General features: G+C 64.0%; 21 protein-coding genes. 12 read left to right on the top strand and 9 right to left on the bottom strand.

Going from position 1 to position 18,238, the window contains the following annotated elements; genetic code table 11:
• Positions 1 to 2 precede the first annotated feature (2 nt).
• Entirely contained in the window at positions 3 to 545 is a 543-nt protein-coding gene (moaB, locus tag AC04PH_RS03250; protein ID WP_483064308.1) for a molybdenum cofactor biosynthesis protein B, read from the bottom strand.
• On the bottom strand, positions 542 to 1,339 hold the full coding sequence (locus AC04PH_RS03245; protein ID WP_483064307.1) for a uracil-DNA glycosylase: 798 nt from the start codon (positions 1,337 to 1,339) through the stop codon (positions 542 to 544). Before AC04PH_RS03245 ends, moaB begins: the two co-directional genes overlap by 4 nt.
• Positions 1,340 to 1,449: 110 nt before the next feature.
• Between AC04PH_RS03245 and AC04PH_RS03240 the strand changes: the two genes are divergently transcribed.
• From AC04PH_RS03240 to AC04PH_RS03205, 8 genes are read left to right on the top strand one after another with little or no spacing between them, the layout of a single operon-like run.
• Positions 1,450 to 2,403 (top strand): aspartate carbamoyltransferase catalytic subunit, encoded by a 954-nt coding sequence (locus tag AC04PH_RS03240; RefSeq protein WP_483064306.1) that lies wholly within the window; start codon positions 1,450 to 1,452, stop codon positions 2,401 to 2,403.
• The gene (locus tag AC04PH_RS03235; RefSeq protein WP_483064305.1) at positions 2,400 to 2,933 is read left to right on the top strand and encodes a hypothetical protein; all 534 of its coding nucleotides are present in this window, start codon (positions 2,400 to 2,402) and stop codon (positions 2,931 to 2,933) included. Before AC04PH_RS03240 ends, AC04PH_RS03235 begins: the two co-directional genes overlap by 4 nt.
• A 2-nt stretch (positions 2,934 to 2,935) precedes the next feature.
• Positions 2,936 to 3,481, top strand: a complete 546-nt coding sequence (locus tag AC04PH_RS03230; protein WP_483064304.1) for a hypothetical protein — start codon at positions 2,936 to 2,938, stop codon at positions 3,479 to 3,481.
• Positions 3,478 to 4,014: an aspartate carbamoyltransferase catalytic subunit gene (locus tag AC04PH_RS03225; protein WP_483064303.1), complete on the top strand. Its 537-nt coding sequence runs from the start codon at positions 3,478 to 3,480 to the stop codon at positions 4,012 to 4,014. Before AC04PH_RS03230 ends, AC04PH_RS03225 begins: the two co-directional genes overlap by 4 nt.
• Before the next feature lie 52 nt (positions 4,015 to 4,066).
• Complete coding sequence (pyrC, locus tag AC04PH_RS03220; RefSeq protein WP_483064302.1) at positions 4,067 to 5,356, top strand: dihydroorotase; 1,290 nt, start codon at positions 4,067 to 4,069, stop codon at positions 5,354 to 5,356.
• The gene (plsY, locus tag AC04PH_RS03215; protein WP_483064301.1) at positions 5,353 to 5,934 is read left to right on the top strand and encodes a glycerol-3-phosphate 1-O-acyltransferase PlsY; all 582 of its coding nucleotides are present in this window, start codon (positions 5,353 to 5,355) and stop codon (positions 5,932 to 5,934) included. Before pyrC ends, plsY begins: the two co-directional genes overlap by 4 nt.
• Positions 5,931 to 6,446, top strand: coding sequence for a hypothetical protein (locus AC04PH_RS03210; protein WP_483064300.1), 516 nt, complete (start codon positions 5,931 to 5,933; stop codon positions 6,444 to 6,446). Before plsY ends, AC04PH_RS03210 begins: the two co-directional genes overlap by 4 nt.
• A complete protein-coding gene (locus AC04PH_RS03205) occupies positions 6,443 to 6,718 on the top strand; it encodes a hypothetical protein (protein ID WP_483064299.1) in 276 nt (91 codons plus the stop codon). Before AC04PH_RS03210 ends, AC04PH_RS03205 begins: the two co-directional genes overlap by 4 nt.
• Here AC04PH_RS03205 and AC04PH_RS03200 read toward each other — a convergent pair.
• The 5 genes from AC04PH_RS03200 to AC04PH_RS03180 all read right to left on the bottom strand — a co-directional run bounded on the left by AC04PH_RS03200 (position 6,704) and on the right by AC04PH_RS03180 (position 10,786).
• A complete protein-coding gene (locus AC04PH_RS03200; RefSeq protein ID WP_483064298.1) occupies positions 6,704 to 7,045 on the bottom strand; it encodes a hypothetical protein in 342 nt (113 codons plus the stop codon). The genes AC04PH_RS03205 and AC04PH_RS03200 overlap by 15 nt on opposite strands.
• Before the next feature lie 242 nt (positions 7,046 to 7,287).
• On the bottom strand, positions 7,288 to 8,658 hold the full coding sequence (locus tag AC04PH_RS03195) for a glutamate--cysteine ligase (RefSeq protein WP_483064297.1): 1,371 nt from the start codon (positions 8,656 to 8,658) through the stop codon (positions 7,288 to 7,290).
• Positions 8,659 to 8,719: 61 nt separating this feature from the next.
• Positions 8,720 to 9,238, bottom strand: coding sequence for a hypothetical protein (locus AC04PH_RS03190; RefSeq protein WP_483064296.1), 519 nt, complete (start codon positions 9,236 to 9,238; stop codon positions 8,720 to 8,722).
• Positions 9,231 to 10,067 carry a GNAT family N-acetyltransferase gene (locus AC04PH_RS03185; protein WP_483064295.1) on the bottom strand — a complete coding sequence of 279 codons (837 nt, stop codon included), beginning with the start codon at positions 10,065 to 10,067 and terminating at the stop codon, positions 9,231 to 9,233. Before AC04PH_RS03185 ends, AC04PH_RS03190 begins: the two co-directional genes overlap by 8 nt.
• On the bottom strand, positions 10,064 to 10,786 hold the full coding sequence (locus tag AC04PH_RS03180) for a 16S rRNA (uracil(1498)-N(3))-methyltransferase (protein ID WP_483064294.1): 723 nt from the start codon (positions 10,784 to 10,786) through the stop codon (positions 10,064 to 10,066). Before AC04PH_RS03180 ends, AC04PH_RS03185 begins: the two co-directional genes overlap by 4 nt.
• 11 nt (positions 10,787 to 10,797) lie before the next feature.
• On the opposite strand from AC04PH_RS03180, the gene ubiA reads away from it, so the two are divergent.
• The 3 genes from ubiA to AC04PH_RS03165 all read left to right on the top strand — a co-directional run bounded on the left by ubiA (position 10,798) and on the right by AC04PH_RS03165 (position 14,045).
• Positions 10,798 to 11,754, top strand: coding sequence for a 4-hydroxybenzoate octaprenyltransferase (gene ubiA / locus AC04PH_RS03175; protein WP_483066140.1), 957 nt, complete (start codon positions 10,798 to 10,800; stop codon positions 11,752 to 11,754).
• A 61-nt stretch (positions 11,755 to 11,815) separates the two neighbouring features.
• Positions 11,816 to 13,690: an OmpA family protein gene (locus tag AC04PH_RS03170; protein WP_483064293.1), complete on the top strand. Its 1,875-nt coding sequence runs from the start codon at positions 11,816 to 11,818 to the stop codon at positions 13,688 to 13,690.
• Between the two features lie 28 nt (positions 13,691 to 13,718).
• Entirely contained in the window at positions 13,719 to 14,045 is a 327-nt protein-coding gene (locus tag AC04PH_RS03165) for a hypothetical protein (RefSeq protein ID WP_483064292.1), read from the top strand.
• On the opposite strand, the gene AC04PH_RS03160 is transcribed toward AC04PH_RS03165, so the two are convergent.
• The gene (locus AC04PH_RS03160; protein ID WP_483064291.1) at positions 14,042 to 15,172 is read right to left on the bottom strand and encodes a hypothetical protein; all 1,131 of its coding nucleotides are present in this window, start codon (positions 15,170 to 15,172) and stop codon (positions 14,042 to 14,044) included. The genes AC04PH_RS03165 and AC04PH_RS03160 overlap by 4 nt on opposite strands.
• 111 nt (positions 15,173 to 15,283) lie before the next feature.
• Between AC04PH_RS03160 and AC04PH_RS03155 the strand changes: the two genes are divergently transcribed.
• Entirely contained in the window at positions 15,284 to 17,209 is a 1,926-nt protein-coding gene (locus AC04PH_RS03155) for a cation:proton antiporter domain-containing protein (RefSeq protein ID WP_483064290.1), read from the top strand.
• Here the strand turns inward: AC04PH_RS03155 and AC04PH_RS03150 are convergent.
• Positions 17,206 to 18,156, bottom strand: a complete 951-nt coding sequence (locus AC04PH_RS03150) for an L-threonylcarbamoyladenylate synthase (protein ID WP_483064289.1) — start codon at positions 18,154 to 18,156, stop codon at positions 17,206 to 17,208. The genes AC04PH_RS03155 and AC04PH_RS03150 overlap by 4 nt on opposite strands.
• Positions 18,157 to 18,238: the final 82 nt, after the last annotated feature.

Raw genomic sequence — 18,238 nt, 5'->3', positions numbered from 1 at the left:
GGTCATTTCCGGCGCAGGTGTTCGTCCAGTCGCGGCATGATTTCGACAAAGTTGCAGGGGCGATGGCGGAAATCGAGCTGCGGCTGCAAAATCTCGTCCCAGGCATCCTTGCACGCGCCGGGGCTGCCGGGCAGTGCAAAAAGATAGGTCCCCTGCGCCACGCCCGCGGTCGCGCGGCTTTGCACCGCTGACGTGCCGATCTTGTTCATGCTGACGATGGTGAAGACAGTGCCGAATGCGCTGATTTCCTTTTCATAGACATCGCGATGCGCCTCGACGGTGACGTCCCGCCCGGTCAACCCCGTCCCGCCGGTCGATATGATGACATCTACGGCGTCATCCGCGCACCAAGTGCGCAGCTGGCCCGCGATGGTGGCGCGCTCGTCAGGCAAAATCTGCCGGGCGGCGATGCTGTGTCCGGCAGCCGTGATCCGCGCAGCCAGCGTATCGCCCGATTTATCGTCCGCTGCGGTTCGCGTGTCAGATACGGTCAGCACTGCGATCCGTACCGCAACGAACGGTCTGGTTTCGTCAATCCGGCTCATCCGGCCTCCTGCAATCTGACTTTCAGGGCCAGCAGATCGGCCCAGGCGTCACGCTTTGCCCCCGGGTTCTTCAACAAATGCGACGGATGGAAGGTCGGCAGCATCGGATATCCCGACAGGGTCAGCCATTTACCGCGGCGTGTCGTCAGACCGCCCCGTCCGGTCAGCATGTGCAACCCGGTTTGCCCCATGATCAGGACGACCGCCGGGTCGGCAAGCGCGATATGGCGCTGCAGAAACGGTTGCATCATCGCCAGATGATCCGCAGCGGGCATTTCTGACGGGGTCCGCCATGGGATCGGCGCGACGAGGTATGCGGCCCGCATCGGATCCCCCGCCGTGCGGTCCAGACCGATGGCCGCCAGCATCTTGTCCAGCAGGGCACCGTCCTCACCGCTGAACGGCGTGCCGGTGCGGTCATCCGCGCGGCTGGGAGATTCGCCGATGATCAGCGTCCGGGCCGAGGGTGAACCGCTGGCGAACACCGTCTTGCGCGCGCCGTGCCGCAACTCGCAATGGGCAAAGTTTCCCACGGCCGTTTCAAGCGCGGTCAGATCGCCCGCCTGCGTTGCAATCGCCTCGGCTTCCGCCTGCGCGTCGATTTTCGGGGCGGCGGGTTGCTGTTGCGGGGTTTCCGACGACACCTGCGGCGGCGCTGCCGCCATGGGGGCGGGCGGACGCGGCTTCAGCGCATAGCGATCAATCGGTGCCTCGCAGATCGCGTCGGTCACGCCAAGCTCGATCTGCCATTCCAGCATCGCCCGGTCGGCCCAGTATGTGTTCACAGAATCCATGCTGTCTGCAATCTACGCCCAAACGACGGCAATGGGCAGGGGGCAGTCACACGGCATTGATGCACCCTCGCCCGCCCCCTATAACGCCGGGGACAAGCGAAAGGTGATCCATGACATTCCGCGCCCGCCACCTTCTGGGAATAGAACATCTGGCACCGGATGAGATCACCACACTGCTCGACCTTGCCGATCAATATGCCAACGCTCCCGGCAGTGTCGCCTATCGCGAGGTGCTCGCCGGTATGACGCAGATCAATATGTTCTTCGAAAACTCGACCCGGACGCAGGCCAGTTTCGAGATCGCGGGCAAGCGGCTGGGTGCCGATGTGATGAACATGGCGATGCAGGCATCGTCGCTCAAGAAAGGGGAAACCCTGATCGACACGGCGCTGACGCTGAACGCCATGCACCCGGATCTTCTGGTGGTGCGCCATCCGCATTCGGGCGCGGTCGACCTTCTGGCGCAAAAGGTCAAGGGCGCGGTGCTGAACGCGGGCGACGGGAGGCACGAACACCCGACACAGGCGCTGCTCGATGCGCTGACAATCCGGCGTGCCAAGGGGCGTCTGCATCGGCTCTCCATCGCGATCTGCGGCGACATCGCGCACAGCCGGGTCGCACGCTCCAACATCATGCTGCTGGGGAAGATGGAAAACCGCATCCGTCTGATCGCCCCGCCGACGCTGATGCCTGCCGGTGTCGCCGATTTCGGCTGCGAGGTTTTCGACAGGATGGAGGACGGCCTGCGCGACGTCGATGTCGTGATGATGCTGCGCCTTCAGAAAGAGCGGATGGATGGCGGCTTCATCCCGTCGGAACGCGAATACTATCACCGCTACGGGCTGGACGCGGCCAAGCTGGCCCTGGCCAAGCCCGACGCCATCGTCATGCATCCCGGCCCGATGAACCGCGGGGTAGAGATCGACGGCACCATCGCAGACGACATCAACCGCTCCGTGATCCAGACGCAGGTGGAGATGGGCGTCGCGGTGCGCATGGCGGCCATGGACCTGCTGGCCCGCAACCTGCGCGCCGCCCGAAAGCCACAGGGGGTCATGGCATGACCCGGCATACGAAACACGGCGAAGTCTATCTGTTCGACCTCGGCTATCAGCTCAGTATGGAATTGAGCCACGCGGACACGCTGGCACCGCTGGCGCAGGCCCTCGGCACGGCGGGTCTGAATGCCGCAGACGTCCAGATCGTACAGATGAGCACGGTCGATGACATGGGCCTCGCCGCTTTTCTGGAAATGGGCTATGGCATCGACCCGGCTGAACTGGCACCCCTCGCCGACGACTTCGCGCAGCTGAAAGGCAATGTCGCCATCGTGCGCGGCGGTGGGTTTGCAGACACGCGCTTTGCGCTGGCCGACGACGAGGCGGCCGCTCTGATCGCTGTCCTGCAGGAGGAGAGCGGCGCGGCCGCCGATCTTACGCCGTTGCGCAGTCAGACAAGCGGTGGTGCAGTCGCCCCAGGCAAGTCACCGGCACCAAAACCGAAGTCGGATGCGCGCATCGGGGGCATGGTCGCCACTGTCGCCCTTCTGGTCATGTTCGCCCTGGTGGCGCTGATGGTCTGGGTCGCAGGATAGCGATGAAGGAGCTGCCCCCCCTGGACGACGACGAGGAAATTCTTTGGGAGGGCCGCCCCAGCACCCGGCCCCACTTCGGCGTCGAAACGATGGGCACCGGGATCTTTGCTGGGGCGCTCGTTCTGGCCTGTCTGGGGCTTGCCACGGTCATCGACAGGTCCGATCCCGGCGTTTTCTGGTCGATCCTTGCGCCCGGTATCGCCATCGGGGCCGTCATCGTCCTGGCCTTTCCGCTCTGGCAAAGCTGGCGGAACGCTGGCACCCGATACGTTCTGACGAACAAGCGTGCGTTCGTATTGGGTCGCAATAACCCGAACGTCACCGAACATGATCGCAACGGCTATCCGATCCCGATCCCGGAGCGCCTGATCTATCAGGCGGGCACGCCCCCCAGCATCTATTTCGGACGCCGGGGGAAACCCGGTCGCGGACCCCGGCAAGGACAATATACCGACGTCGGGTTCGAACGGATCGCGGATGCGCGCGACGTCTATCCCCTGATGCGTGACCTGGCAGAGGCGGCCCGCGAAAAAGAGACGACAGCATGAGCAATCACACACCACAGGGTTGGGACGGCATCCTGTCCGAAGGTGAAGAGATCCTGTGGCAGGGTCGCCCCGAACCGGGGCTCCGGTTTTCGCCACGCCACATATTCCCGATGATATTCGGACTGTGCTTTGCCGGCTTCGCGCTGTTCTGGATGACGCTTGCCGCGCAGGCCGGCGGAACCTTCTGGATGTTCGGACTGCTGCACTTTGCCGTGGGTCTTGGCCTGGCGTTCGGCACGGTGCTTTGGCCTGCCTATACCGCAAGCCATACATGGTACACGTTGACCACCAAACGGGCCTATATCGCGACCGACAGTTTTTTCGCCCGCAAGAGGCTGAAATCCTATCCGATCGACGACCGGACCAACCTGTCCATCGAGACCGGCAAACTGACGACGATCAATTTCGCCAGCCGCGAAAGACGCCGGTCAAAGGGCGGCAGCTATACCGAGCATATCGGGTTTCGTGACCTCACCGACGGACAGAAGGTCTATGCGATGATGCGAAAGCTGACCGATGAGGCCCGCGATTGACAGACCAAACCGAACCCCTTCAGGTAACCCTGCCAATGAAAGCGACGCGCCCTTGACCAAGACCCTGTTCACCAATGCCCGTCTCATCGACCCGGTCGCGCTCACCGATCTGCCCGGCGCACTTTTGGTCGATGCGGGGCGCATCGTCCAAATATACGATACACCGTCGCCCGAAGTCACCGGGCCGCAGGTCATCGACTGCGGCGGCAAATGCCTCGCTCCCGGGATCGTCGATATCGGCGTCAAGGTGTCCGAACCGGGTGAACGGCACAAGGAATCGTTCCGTTCTGCCGGGCGGGCCGCCGCAGCGGGCGGTGTGACGACGATCGTCACACGCCCCGACACCCTGCCCGCCATCGACACACCCGAGACGCTGGAATTCGTGGCCCGCAGGGCGGCGCAGGATGCGCCGGTGCACGTGCTGCCGATGGCCGCCCTGACAAAGGGCCGGGCCGGACGCGAGATGACGGAAATCGGGTTTCTGCAGGATGCGGGTGCCGTGGCCTTTACCGACTGCGACCGGGTGATCACCGACACCAGGGTGTTCTCGCGCGCGCTGACCTATGCGCGCAGTCTGGACGCGCTCGTCATCGCGCATGTGCAGGATCCGGGACTGTCGCAGGGTGCGGCTGTCACGTCGGGCAAGTTTGCGTCGTTGCGGGGCCTGCCCGGGGTTTCGCCGATGGCGGAACGTATGGCGCTGGACCGCGACATCGCCCTGCTGGAAATGACCGGTGCCCGTTACCATGCCGATCAGATCACGACCGCCCGCGCGCTGCCCGCGCTGGAACGGGCAAAACGGAACGGCCTGTCGATCACCGCAGGTGTCGGTGTGCATCACCTGACGCTGAACGAACTGGACGTGGCCGACTATCGCACGTTCTTCAAACTCAAGCCCCCGCTGCGGTCAGAGGATGACCGTCTGGCCGTGGTGCAGGCGCTGGCCGACGGGCTGATCGACATCATCTCCTCGATGCACACGCCGCAGGACGAGGAAAGCAAACGCCTGCCCTACGAGGAGGCGGCCAGCGGCGCGGTGGCGCTCGAAACGCTCCTGCCCGCGGCACTCCGGCTTCATCACAGCGGCCATGTCGATCTGCCGCGGCTGTTCCGCGCGCTGTCGCTGAACCCCTCGCGGCTGCTGCGCCGCGATACCGGCCGGATTCAAATCGACGCGCCGGCCAATCTGGTGCTTTTCGATCCGGACGCCCCGTTCAAACTCGACCGGGGAACACTGCTGTCGAAATCAAAGAATACCCCCTTTGACGGCGAACTTTTGCAGGGCAAGGTATTGGGCACATGGGTGGCCGGCACCCGCATCGACACAAAGGACACGGCATGACCCTCTTTCTCTGGTGCGCCCTCGGGTATCTGATCGGCTCGATCCCCTTCGGTATCGTGATCGCCCGCGTCATGGGCCTTGGCAACCTGCGCGACATCGGATCGGGCAACATCGGTGCGACGAACGTGTTGCGCACCGGAAGCAAGACCGCTGCCGTTCTGACCCTCTTGTGCGACGCGGGCAAGGGCGCCTTGGTGATCGGGCTGGCAAGACTGTCGGAGCCGGAAAGCACCGTGCAGCTTGCCGCGATCATGGCGCTTGTCGGGCACTGCTTCCCGATCTGGCTCGGCTTTCGCGGCGGCAAGGGCGTCGCCACGTTTCTTGGGATTGCATGGGCGCTGGCATGGCCGCTGGGTCTGGCGGCCTGCGCCACCTGGCTGGCGGTCGCGGCGATCTTTCGGTTCTCGTCGCTGGCCGGAATGCTTGCGGCAGGCTTCACGCCGGTCTGGGGCATCCTGCTCGATCTCAACGCGACCGTGCTGGCCACCTTCATCATGTCGATCCTCATCTACCTGCGTCACTGGTCGAACATCAAACGGTTGCGGGCCGGCACGGAACCGAAGATCGGACAGAAATGAAACCAATCCTGATACCCCTGATCGTCGCGGCGACGCCGCTTGCAGCACAAAACGAAGACCTGCGCCGATACGTCGCCGACGCCCCCGCAGCCCGCACGATCATCGACGCGGCAGCGGCCTTTTGCCTGAGCGAGACAGGCAGCGCAAAGATGGAGGCAGACGCCTTTCAGTCAGTCGTTTTTACCGATCTGGACGGCGACGGGCAAACCGGCCCGAACGGGGAAATGGACGATCTGGTCATCGATTTCAACTTTATCCATTGCGCGCGGGGGAACCTCTGGGCCGGGACCGGCGGCGCGCCCGTGCATCTTGTCGTCGATGGGACCCTGGCAGAGGTCTGGACCGCCCTGAGCTGGGACATCGTGCGGTTCAATGCCTACATCCCCGCTGTCGTTCTGCTGGGTCGCCATGGCAGTGTCTGCGACGGGGCGGGTGTGACGCCCTGCGTTCAGGCAATCGTGGTCGACGATACGGCGTTCAGCACTGTCCAGTTCCCAGAACCGCGACGGTGAGCGACACGGAAACAGCGTTCCTGCGCGCTTTCAATGCGCTTCCGAACGGCACGTTCCACGGATGCGCTCATGGCCGTCGCTACGTCGTCACCCGCAGCCAGATGGCAGACGGCAAGGCGGAAAAGCTGGTGGCCGAGGCATTGGATGGATCGGACTATATCAGCTTGAACCTCTATCACCTCGATGCGGGCACCCAGTTGCGACCCTGCGAAATGCCATCCGACAAAGTCATCGCCTTTGTCCTCGACCTGCACCTGTCAGAGAAACGCTAGCCCCAGCTTGCGTTTGATCCACCACAACCCGGCTGCCGAGGCCGCCATGATCGGACCTAACCCGATATCCACGTCAGCGGCATAGAAGATCAGGCCAGTCATCAGCAAAAGCACCGGCAAACGCGCCAGCGGGGCGAGCGTTTCGCCAAGGCTGCGCAGGCGCAACACCCAGAGGATCACGGCCAGCGGCGGACCAACAGTCAACACGCCCGCCCAGGCACCGATCACGAACGCCCCTGTCGCCTGCGGGTGAAGCGCCGTGCCACCGGCAAGCGGCAGGCCGATCATCAGCAGAAATGCAAATCGCGGGTTCAGAATGAATGGCATCGGCCCCTCCGCCCATCGGGATTGCGGCAAATTGCGACAAAATTGTGGCAAAGCGCGGCGGGCGTTAAGGCTTTGGTCACGTCCGGGGTGAATGATGCAGATGGCTCAACATCCCGGCTGATTCCGTCAAAGGCGGGCGAAAGGTCGCAATGTCCGAAGTGACGACAATCTCTGCCGCACCGAAGTGCGGCGCGACCGTGCCGGGGATGTGAGCGGCGCAAACTTTCGACCGCGGATCGGGTTCAGTAGCTGTATTCGTCGTAGATCCGGCTCAGATCACCATTCCATGCCCCGTGAAACTGGTCGAGCATCTCGTCGGCCTGTGTCTTGCCGGTTTCGATGGTCTCGTGCAGCGCATTCAGGAAATGCGTCTCGTCGGGGATCGCGCCACCGGCCCCGGGCATCGCACGGGCCGCCAGTCCCTGCTGTGCGATTCCAACGACCTCGCGCGCCAGATCGTGCATCTTGATCCCGTCGACCTGAGCGGCAAGTCCGTCGGTATAGGCCGCAACCCGCAGCGCCTCGCGCTGCTCCGCCGTCCAGCCCTTGCACAGGTCCCACGCCGCATCCAGCGCGCCCTGATCGTAGAGCAGCCCGACCCAAAGTGCCGGCAGCGCGCACAGCTTGCGCCACGGCCCGCCGTCCGCACCACGCATCTCGATGAACTGCTTGATCCGCGCTTCGGGGAACACCGTCGTCAAGTGGTCGGCCCAATCCGACAGCAGCGGCTTTTCTCCCGGCAAAGCGGGCAACTCGCCTTTCAGAAAATCACGAAACGACATGCCCAGCGCGTCGATATACTTGCCGTCGCGATAGACGAAATACATCGGCACATCGAGAACCCACTGCACCCAGGCCTCGAACCCGAAGCCGTCCTCGAACACAAAGGGCAGCATGCCGGTGCGGTCGGCGTCCAGATTGCGCCAGATGTGCCCGCGCCAGGATTTCATCCCATTCACGCGGCCCTCGAAGAACGGCGAATTGCCGAACAGCGCGTTGGCCACAGGTTGCAGCGCCAGCGACACGCGCAACTTTTGCACCATGTCCGCTTCCGACCCGAAGTCGAGGTTCACCTGAACCGTGCAGGTCCGCCGCATCATGGCAGTGCCCATGGTGCCGACCTTCTGCATGTAATCGTTCATCAGCTTGTAACGCCCCTTGGGCATCAGCGGCATCTGGTCATGGGTCCACTCGGGCGCGGCACCCAGGCCGATGAACTTCACACCGATCTCGTCTGCGACCGACCGCACCTCTGCCAGATGGGTATTCACCTCGTCACAGGTCTGGTGCACGGTTTCCAGCGGCGCACCAGACAGCTCCAGCGCGCCGCCGGGTTCCAGCGACACGTTCGCGCCGTCCTTGGTCAGGCCGATGATGTTGCCGTCCTCGAAAACCGGGGCCCAGTCGAAGCGGTGCTGCAAGCCTTCCAGCACGGCCCTGATCGACCGGTCGCCCTCATAGGGCAGCGGCTTGTGCGTATCCTGACAATAGCCGAACTTTTCGTGCTCCGTCCCGATCCGCCACTGGTCGCGGGGCTTGCATCCCTTGGCCAGCAGCTCGGCCAGTTGGTCGTGATGTTCGATCGGGCCGCCGCCGGACTGTGGAATGGACATGGGTGGGCCTCGTGTGGGGGTCGTGACAGGATTTGAAACCTGACCTGCCCGTATCACCCCGTCAATGCAAGAGCGGTTGCACCCGCCGCCAGATCACAACCCGCTGATCGGGGGGGTGCGCGAGGGCGTTCAGCATGTCGTCCGTGCGCATGCCCGGCAGGCCGGCGAAGGCATCGAACAACTCATCCGCGCCCTTGGCCGTGACCGGGATCGCAAAGTGATTATTCTGAATACCGGTCAGCACCCAATGCGGCGCGGGATGGGCGGTCGGGTCAAGCTCCAGCACCTGCAGGTCGGCAAGGTCGAGCGCGCCGCCGGTCAGCGGTCCGAAATACCCGATCCGCCGTTCCACGATCTGCACGACACCCGGCCCGCCCGTGCCCTGCCGGAACCGGCCGCGCTGAATGCCGGTGAACACCAGCACGGCACCCAAAGCGATCAACAGATACCCCAGCCATTGCAGTATCCCGAAACTGCGCAACCCCCACCACAGGCCCAGCGCCAGAATGGCCAGGGCAACGATCACGTCGCGCCAGCGCCAGAATGCGGCGCGCAGTTCGGGGCGGATGAAATCAGCCATCCAGCACCACTGGCACATCATAGATCACGATCATGAAGTCTCCGATCCGGGTGAAACCCAATGCGGTATAGGCGCGCGCCGCGGCCATGTTCGCCGCGGACAGCACCGCCCGGTCAACTCCGGCTTGCCGTGCCTCCAGCAGGTGCAGCCCCAGCGCCTTGCGGGCATAGCCCCGCCCGCGCAAGGCTGCGGGTGTATAGACACCGCCGACCATCACCGTCTCCGGCAGGATCGAGTTGAAGCCGGTCATTGCGACCGGTCTGTCCTTATGCAGCAGCACGCGATGACTGTCGCGGGCGATCATCGCTGCAATCGCGTCGACCGCCTGCAGCGCCGCCGTATCGGGCTGCATGTCCAGCGCGTCGACACCGTATTGCATGCGCCACGCGATCATATCGGCCTGCGGCACCGCCGAAACGGGGACAACCACGCAATCGCGCGTGTCGGGCATCTGCAGATCGTCGAGCCGCAACTCCAGATGCGGTTCGGGCCGGTTTAGATTGCCCTCGGAAAGCCCAAGCGCCCGCTGCACAAACGCGACCGGCCCGGCCTGCCCGACGATGCCCGCGACCCTGGTGCCGCGCAGCACATCGTGCACACCGTCGACCGTAGGTGAGGAAAAGACAGGCATGACCATGCCTCCTTCCGTGCATCCCAGAACATCGGTCAGCCTGTCCCCGTCGCAGGACAGCCAGAACGTCATCGCACGCGGATGCCCGCCCGCCATGCCGAAGTCGCGCAGATTGCAGATCGGGAACATGGCGACGGTCTGGCGCGCCATCAGGAAATCCATGATCGCTTCGCGGTCCGCTTCCGCCGCGCGTCTCATCGCCAGTCTCCCCGGTGATACTGCCACAACGTCAGCGCCGCCAGCGCCGCCGTCTCGGCCCGCAGGATACGCGGACCAAGGCTGATCGGGCGGGCGAACGGCAAGGCACGCAGCCGATCCCGCTCGGCGGGCGAGAAACCGCCCTCGGGTCCGATCAGAATTGCCGATTTTGGTGCCACCGACCCGAAATCGGATGCTTCACCGGCACGCGCCTCGTCGCAGAATAACAGTTCACGTTCCTCAGACCAGTCGGCCAGCACCTGCGCCAGCTTCATCGGCCCGCTCACCTGCGGCACGTAAGTTGCACCGCATTGCTCTGCCGCCTCGATGGCCTGCGCCTGCAATTTCTCCGGGCGCACTCGGTCGCCGTTGTTGGTATAGTCCGTCTGCACGACGCTCATCGCCCGCACCCCAAGTTCCACCGCCTTTTCAACGACGAAGGCCATGCGTTCCTTGCGAATGGGCGCAAAAAGCAACGTCACGTCGCTTGGCATCTGCAACGGGCGTGTCTGCGACAGGCATTGCAAAACGCCGGCCTTCTTGCCCGCCTGCATGACCTCTGCATCCCATTCCCCGTCACGACCGTTGATCAACGACAGCACGGTCCTGACCGGCAGACGCATGACCGAAAAGAGATACAGCGCCTGATCCCGCGACAACTGAACGGATTGCCCCGCCCCCAGCGGCTGATCTACATATAAACGAACCTTGGATGCCATGGGCGGACCTTATGACCGGCGCGGATCAGACACCAGAGGGCGCTGTCGCCGACAGTGCGGGCAATTGGGTCGATACGCTGGCCCCGCCGCACACGCGCCCCTACCTGCGCCTGTCACGCGCGGATCGTCCCATCGGGACATGGCTCCTGTTCATTCCCTGCCTCTGGGGGCTGATGCTCGCGATCCTGTCGAACGGTCGCTATTCGAGCCACGATCTGTGGACCATCGTCGGATGCGGTGCGGGCGCGTTCCTGATGCGCGGGGCGGGCTGCACATGGAACGATATTTCCGACCGCCACATCGACGGTCAGGTCGCGCGCACGCGGTCACGTCCGATCCCGTCCGGTCAGGTCGGCGTGACGGGCGCGATGGTCTGGATGGCGGTGCAGGCACTGGTGTCCTTCGTCATTCTGCTCACGTTCTATGAAACCGCGATCTGGCTGGGCGTGATCGCGCTGCTCCCCGTCGCAATCTACCCCTTCGCCAAGCGATTTACCTGGTGGCCGCAGGTGTTCCTCGGCCTCGCGTTCAACTGGGGCGCGCTGCTGGCCTGGGCTGCCCATACCAACGGCCTCGCCTGGCCCGCTGTCGTTCTCTACGGTTCCGGCATCGCCTGGACCCTGTTCTACGATACGATCTATGCGCATCAGGACACAGAGGACGACGCGCTGATCGGCGTGAAATCCACGGCGCGCCTGTTCGGGGCCGATACCGCGCGCTGGCTGGGGTGGTTCCTGATCGGTGCGGTCGTGCTGATGGCGATGGCGGTGATCATGGTCACAATCGACCGGTCGGTCCTGTCGCTCGTCATCGCGCTGTTGGGGCCATGGGCGATGGGCGTGCACCTGTGGTGGCAGCTGACACGGTTCGATCCCGACGATCAGCCGGGGCTGTTGCGCCTGTTCAGATCGAACAGAAACGCCGGGCTGATCCCGTTGCCGTTTTTCGCCGTGGCCCTGTTCGTGTGATTGAACCCCGTCACAACTGCGCCTATGCAGGGTTCGACTGACAAAACCGCTCAGGACATACATGCGCCTCTCTGCCCTTTTCATGCGTTTCGCGGTCTTTGCACTGGCAGGTATCCTTTCCGTCGTCGGCGCGCGCGCCACGGCGGTGTTCATCGAGGACAGATCGGTCATCGGTGTGCGCGAAACCCTTATAGATCAACAGATTGAATGGGCCTCCGTCGTCAGTGACGGCCTGCAGGTGATCCTGGAAGGCGAAGCACCGACCGAAGCCGCAAGGTTTCGCGCGATGTCTGCCGCCGGAGAGATCGTCGATGCCAGCCGCGTCATCGACAACATGACGGTCACCGAATCGGACAGCATCGCGCCGCCCGAATTCGCCATCGAAATTCTGCGCAACGACAGCGGCGTGTCGCTGATCGGGCTGATCCCCGCCACCACCGACCGGGAGGAGTTCGCCGGGCGCATCACCCGCATCGCACAAAACCAGCCGGTCACCGACCTGCTGGAACAGGCCGACTACCCGGTGCCACCCACCTGGCGACCCGCGATGACCTACGCACTGCGCGCGCTCGAGGAATTGCCGCGATCAAAGATTTCGGTGACGGCATCGCAGGTTTCCGTCGACGCCATCTCCGACAGCGCCGCGCAAAAGCGCACGCTGGAACTTGCCCTGACACGCAATCAGCCTGCCGACGTGCAGGTCATGCTGAACATCACAGCGCCGCGCCCGGTGATTTCACCCTTCACGACCCGCTTTGCGATTGATGAAAACGGCGCGCGTTTCGATGCCTGCGCGGTCGACAGCGAAGCGGCGGAAACCCAGATCGTCAACGCCGCACGTGCGGCCGGATTTACCGGGGATGCCGACTGCACCGCCGCCCTTGGCGTGCCGTCACGCACCTGGGGCACGGCTGTATCGCTCGCCATCAAGGCGGTCGGCGATCTTGGCGGTGGCACGGTCACCATCGCGGACACCGACATCGCGCTGGTCGCGCTGCAGGGCACCGATCAGGACTTGTTCGATACCGTCGTGGGCGAGTTGGAGAATGCGCTGCCCGATGTCTTTGCTCTGGCCTCCGACCTGCCGAAGGCACCGGATGCCAGCGCCGAAGGTCCGCCGACATTCACCGCGACGCGCAGCCCCGAAGGTGCCGTGCAACTGCGTGGCCGCGTGCCCGACGCCCTGATGAACCAGACCGCCGAAAACTATGCGCTCGCCAAATTCGGGCGCGAGAATCTCACCATGGGCACCCGCGTCGTGGAAGGGCTGCCGCAAGGATGGCCTGTCCGCGTGCTCGCCGGGATCGAGGCGCTGTCGGAACTCTCCAACGGCTCTGTCGTGGTCGAACCGGACCGCGTGACGGTGCGCGGCAATACCGGAAACGAGAACGCCCGCAGCGACATCTCGCGCCTGTTGATCGAAAAGCTGGGCGAGGCCGCCGAATTCGACATCGACGTGACCTATGTCAAGCAACTCGATCCTGTCGCGGGGCTGCCGACGCCGGAAGAATGCGTGGCCCAGATCGGCGCCGTCACCGAAAGCCGCAAAATCACCTTCGACCCCGGATCGGCGACGCTGACGGCGGAAACGCAACCGGTGGTCGACGATATCGCCGAAATCCTGAAACTCTGCGCCAACCTCCGCATCCGCATCGCGGGCTACACCGACAGCCAGGGCCGCGAGACGATGAACCAGCAACTGTCCCAGGATCGCGCACAGGCCGTGCTCGACGCGCTGCGCGTGCGCCGCGTGCCCGTCGGCACATTCGAGGCCGAGGGCTTTGGCGAGGCGGATCCCATCGCCGACAACGACACCGCCGAAGGGCGCGAGGCGAATCGCAGGATTGAATTCAGCCTGATTGTGCCGGAAACTGTCCCGGAAGAGCCGACAGCCCTTGAACAGATCGAACAGGAAGCGGCAGAAGGCGACCAGTAGCCGCCCGCGCCAGAGACAGGACCGACACTTGAACAGAACCGAATTTATCATCGCCACCGCCGTCATCCTGTTTGTGGCGTTTGTCCTGGGCTGGTTCGCAAGCTGGCTGGTCAACCGCTTTACCCGCGTGACCAAGGCCGAAATCGGCGAGCTGGACAAGATGGCGCAGGCCCTGCACGAGGCCGAGGAAACCCGCGATCAGGCGATCACCTATCTGCAGCAGCGTGAGGCCGAGATCACGAACCAGCTGTCGCAGACAGAGGCGGAACTGCGCGCGGCGATGGACGGGTTGCGCGAGGCGCGGCGCGAGGCCGAGGAATTGCGCGCCGTGCTGGATCGACAGAACGTCGGCTAGCGATAGAGCGTGATAAACCGGCGGGTGTGATAGTCGCCGCCGACCTTGCCGTTCCAATAGACGACCCCTGCCATCGTGTCCTCGCTGATGAAGTGCAGCACGGTCGTCATGTCCACCGTCTCCCCGCCGGTAATCGCGACCGGGCCGGACACACGCACGATCGGCAGTTGCGTGCTCTCGCACCCCGGCGGTGATGGCAGGGCATCGAAGTCCATCCGCTGTTCGCCGGTCTTGCCGGGCACCAGCATCCCGAATTCACCCTGATTGCCGCCCTGCTCCACATCCACGATGAACCCGTCGGCGGCGCCGATCTGCGCCATCGTGCCACCTTCGGCCGGACGGAAGTTGACCAATGTGCTACGTTCGCCACCACGAATGCCGTCGCGCGGGCTTTCGGTCAGCCCGTCGTCCGACAGGATTTGCCCATAGCCGAACTCCGCCGACCACTGGCCCAGGATAATGTCGTTGATCTCGGTCTCGAAACCTTCGCCTGTCTCGCACCCGTCGAACAGCACCTCCGTCTCGGGTCCGTCGATGACCGGCTCCAGCACGAATTGCTGCGTGCCGACCGCGCGGCTGCCCGTCGCGGTATTCACACCCATGGCCTGCTGCGGCTGGCGGAACCAGACGACCGTCGACAGCGTGCCACCCGACCATGTCCGATCCTCGCGAAGCGCCGGCACCTCGTCCAGCGGGCAATCGAACCATCTTGAGATGAAGTCGTTGCCGACCAACCGCCCGTCGCCCTGCAGGAAATCGGGCCGGTCGAAATCGACCTCCACCTTGTCTTTCCATTCCAGCCTGACAGGGATCGACCGGTCACCGATATAAAGATCGAACCCACGACGGGTGCGGTACATTTCCGCAGGCAGCGTCATGGTGAACGTGTCGGGCAGCACCATATCGTCGACGACCACGACGCCGCCCAGAAACGAAAAATTCCAGTGCCGGGCGATCTGCGGACTGATCTCCGCACGCGCGGTCGCCGCATCACCCGAACAAAACGCGGCCTCGTTGGCAAACCCGATCAGGGCGCTCTCCTCCAGCAGGATATCGTAGATACCCTCATCCTGCGCCAAAACGGCCGTGCCCAGCGGTACAAGGCTTGCGAGAAGAAATTTGTACATCTGCGACCCCTTCACATTACGCCATAAGGCGACCAAAACCGGCACGCCCTTGCAACCCCTCCCGATTGGGGGATGATCGCACGATGGACTTTCACCCATAAGGAACGGCACATGACCGGGTTTCTCCTTCTTTCCTTCATTTTTCTGATCGCGGGCGTCATTTCCGTGCCGATTGCGGCGCGGCTCGGTCTGGGCTCCGTTCTGGGTTACCTGATCGCCGGGATCGTGATCAGCCCGGTTCTGGGTTTCCTTGGCGTCGATGTCGTTTCGATCCAGCACTTCGCGGAATTCGGCGTCGTTATGATGCTGTTTCTGGTCGGGCTGGAGCTGGAGCCGAAGTTGCTCTGGTCGATGCGGGCAAAACTTCTCGGTCTGGGTGGCGGGCAGGTTGGCCTGACGACACTGGCGGTGACGGGTCTGGCGATGCTCTTCGGTCAACCCTGGACCATCGCGCTGGCCGTCGGACTGGTGCTGGCCCTGTCGTCCACCGCCATCGTGCTGCAAACCCTGAACGAAAAGGGATTGATGAAATCGGATGGCGGGCAGTCGTCGTTCTCGGTGCTGCTGTTCCAGGACATCGCCGTGATCCCGATGCTGGCCCTGATCCCGCTGCTGGCCCTGCCGGAACTGGCCGACAGCGGATTGCCCGCCGCCCACGGTGCCGATACCGGCGAGGTGATCGCGGTCGAGGACAGCCACGCCGGAGACGAGCATCACGCCGACGACGGCCACGGTGCGGAAATGAGCCTCGTCGACGGTCTGTCGGGCTGGCAGACCGCGCTTGTCACGCTGGGTGCCGTCGCGGCGGTGGTCCTCGGCGGGAACTTCCTGACCGGTCCGATCTTCCGGTTCATCGCGGCGGCTCAACTCCGCGAACTCTTCACCGCGACGGCGCTGATGATCGTCATCGGCATCGCCCTCTTGATGACGGTCGTCGGCCTGTCCCCGGCACTCGGCACCTTTCTGGCGGGCGTCGTGCTGGCCAACAGCCCCTACCGGCACGAGCTGGAATCCGACATCGACCCGTTCAAGGGCCTGCTGCTGGGCCTCTTTTTCATGACCGTCGGCGCGGGCATCAACTTTACGCTGCTCTTCGACAACCTGCCGCTGATCGTGGGATTGACGCTCGGTCTGATGGTGCTGAAATCGCTGATCCTGCTTGGCCTCGCCGTCGTCTTCGGCATATCGGGAGCGGATCGCTGGCTCTTTGCCCTCGGCCTGGCGCAGGCCGGTGAATTCGGTTTCGTGCTGCTGTCGTTTACCGTGGCGAACGGCGTGATCCCCGACGCCCTCGCCGATCAATTGCTTCTGGTCGTGGCCCTGTCGATGCTGCTGACGCCGGTTCTTTTCATTCTGTATGACCGCGTGATCGCGCCGCGCTTTTCAGGGGACGATAGCCGCCCGATGGATGACATCACCGAGCAAAGCAACATCGTGGTCGCGGGTCATGGTCGTGTCGGGGGGCTGGTCAGCCGTATTCTGAAGGGGGCAGGATACGCGCCAACGGTCATCGACTTCAGCGCCAAACAGCTTGAGATGCTCGAGAAATTCGGTATCCGCGCCTACTACGGCGATGCCACCCGCCCGGATCTGCTGCATGCTGCGGGACTGAAGGATGCCAAACTCTTCGTGATCGCCATCGACGGCAAGGAACAGATCACCCGACTGGTGCACTACGTCCAGCAGACATATCCCGACCTCCACGTCGTCGCCCGCGCGGTCGACAGGAACCATGTCTATGATCTTTGGGCCGCGGGCTGCCGGGACATCATCCGCGACTACTACGACAGTTCCCTGCGCATGGGCCGCAGCGCGTTGGAGGCGCTCGGCGCCAACCGCGATCAGGCCGACCGTATGGTCGGCGCATTCAACGATCTGGACGCAAAGGCGATGCTGGAAATGGCGGAACACTACTCGACGGAAATCGCCGCAACCGAAAACGAGGCCTACATGCGCAAGGTACGCGAAATGGTCGATGTCTGGGAAGACGATCTCAAGGCGCGGATGAGCGACATCATGGCCGACGCCAAAGACTAGCCGCGCGGGGCCGCCGCCCTGCGCAACCGGTCATTGATCGCCCGTCCAAGCCCGTGCGCGGGAATGGGCGACACCGCGATCCGTTCCGCGCCCATCGCGTCGAGTTGGTGCAGGCAATCGAACAGCCGCGCCGCCGCCTCTGTCAGGTCTCCACTCCGCGACAGGTTTACCGCCGCGGCGACAGGCCCGAACCCCAGCAAAGTCTCGCCGTCCTCGACCCGCGTCGCATCGAGCCGGACCGACCCGCGCGGCGCATAATGCGACAGCAACTGCCCGGGCGACTGCGGGATCGCTGGATCGTCGGGCATGGCAAGCGGCACCCCAAGACAGGCTTCAATCGCTTCGGCAGGCAGCCCGCCCGCGCGCAGCAACGCAGGCGCCGGCACGACCCGAACGATCGTCGACTCCAGCCCGACGGCACAGGGACCGCCGTCAAGCACCGCCGCGATCCGCCCGCCCAGCCCGTCGATCACATGTGAAGCCGTGGTGGCGCTGATCCGGCCCGACGGGTTGGCGGACGGCGCAGCGACAGGCCCGCCGAATGCCCGCAACAACGCCTGTGCCAGCGGCTGGTCCGGCACGCGCACGGCAACCGTATCGAGGCCCGCCGTGACCAGCTTGGAAATCCCGGCATCCGCGCGCACGGGAAGCACCAGCGTCAGCGCGCCGGGCCAGAACGCATCCGCCAACCGGTCCGCAACATCATCGAACGCACAGATGCTGCGGGCCGCCGCAATATCCTCCACATGCACGATCAGCGGGTTGAAAGCGGGCCGCCCCTTTGCCTCGAAAATACCGGCCACGGCACGGTCGTCACGCGCACCCGCCCCCAACCCGTAAACCGTCTCGGTCGGGAAGGCGACGCATTCACCGGCACGCAAAAGTGCCGCGGCCCGCGCGACCCCATCGGCGTCCGGCATCAGTCTGGCGGTGGTCATCTCGGTCATGACGTGGCGTTTCGGTTGATGGGCCAGCGGGGTCAGCTACCCTTGGGCGTGAATTTCAAACCCATACCTGCGGCATGTGTTC

This window comes from Yoonia sp. KMU-150, assembly GCF_056858355.1.
The sequence above is the reverse complement of the archived record's forward strand: the minus strand, read 5'-3'. Positions and strand labels throughout refer to the sequence as shown.

What these genes read in the sequence shown, in the direction of transcription:
- AC04PH_RS03155 (WP_483064290.1), top strand. Translation starts at nt 15,284, where the DNA reads ATGACCGGGTTTCTCCTTCTTTCCTTCATTTTTCTGATCGCGGGCGTC.
- moaB (WP_483064308.1), bottom strand. Translation starts at nt 545, where the DNA reads ATGAGCCGGATTGACGAAACCAGACCGTTCGTTGCGGTACGGATCGCA.
- AC04PH_RS03185 (WP_483064295.1), bottom strand. Translation starts at nt 10,067, where the DNA reads ATGAGACGCGCGGCGGAAGCGGACCGCGAAGCGATCATGGATTTCCTG.
- ubiA (WP_483066140.1), top strand. Translation starts at nt 10,798, where the DNA reads ATGACCGGCGCGGATCAGACACCAGAGGGCGCTGTCGCCGACAGTGCG.
- AC04PH_RS03160 (WP_483064291.1), bottom strand. Translation starts at nt 15,172, where the DNA reads ATGTACAAATTTCTTCTCGCAAGCCTTGTACCGCTGGGCACGGCCGTT.
- AC04PH_RS03235 (WP_483064305.1), top strand. Translation starts at nt 2,400, where the DNA reads ATGACCCGGCATACGAAACACGGCGAAGTCTATCTGTTCGACCTCGGC.
- AC04PH_RS03200 (WP_483064298.1), bottom strand. Translation starts at nt 7,045, where the DNA reads ATGCCATTCATTCTGAACCCGCGATTTGCATTTCTGCTGATGATCGGC.
- AC04PH_RS03190 (WP_483064296.1), bottom strand. Translation starts at nt 9,238, where the DNA reads ATGGCTGATTTCATCCGCCCCGAACTGCGCGCCGCATTCTGGCGCTGG.
- AC04PH_RS03150 (WP_483064289.1), bottom strand. Translation starts at nt 18,156, where the DNA reads ATGACCGAGATGACCACCGCCAGACTGATGCCGGACGCCGATGGGGTC.
- AC04PH_RS03230 (WP_483064304.1), top strand. Translation starts at nt 2,936, where the DNA reads ATGAAGGAGCTGCCCCCCCTGGACGACGACGAGGAAATTCTTTGGGAG.
- AC04PH_RS03210 (WP_483064300.1), top strand. Translation starts at nt 5,931, where the DNA reads ATGAAACCAATCCTGATACCCCTGATCGTCGCGGCGACGCCGCTTGCA.
- AC04PH_RS03240 (WP_483064306.1), top strand. Translation starts at nt 1,450, where the DNA reads ATGACATTCCGCGCCCGCCACCTTCTGGGAATAGAACATCTGGCACCG.
- AC04PH_RS03225 (WP_483064303.1), top strand. Translation starts at nt 3,478, where the DNA reads ATGAGCAATCACACACCACAGGGTTGGGACGGCATCCTGTCCGAAGGT.
- plsY (WP_483064301.1), top strand. Translation starts at nt 5,353, where the DNA reads ATGACCCTCTTTCTCTGGTGCGCCCTCGGGTATCTGATCGGCTCGATC.
- AC04PH_RS03170 (WP_483064293.1), top strand. Translation starts at nt 11,816, where the DNA reads ATGCGCCTCTCTGCCCTTTTCATGCGTTTCGCGGTCTTTGCACTGGCA.
- AC04PH_RS03180 (WP_483064294.1), bottom strand. Translation starts at nt 10,786, where the DNA reads ATGGCATCCAAGGTTCGTTTATATGTAGATCAGCCGCTGGGGGCGGGG.
- AC04PH_RS03195 (WP_483064297.1), bottom strand. Translation starts at nt 8,658, where the DNA reads ATGTCCATTCCACAGTCCGGCGGCGGCCCGATCGAACATCACGACCAA.
- AC04PH_RS03245 (WP_483064307.1), bottom strand. Translation starts at nt 1,339, where the DNA reads ATGGATTCTGTGAACACATACTGGGCCGACCGGGCGATGCTGGAATGG.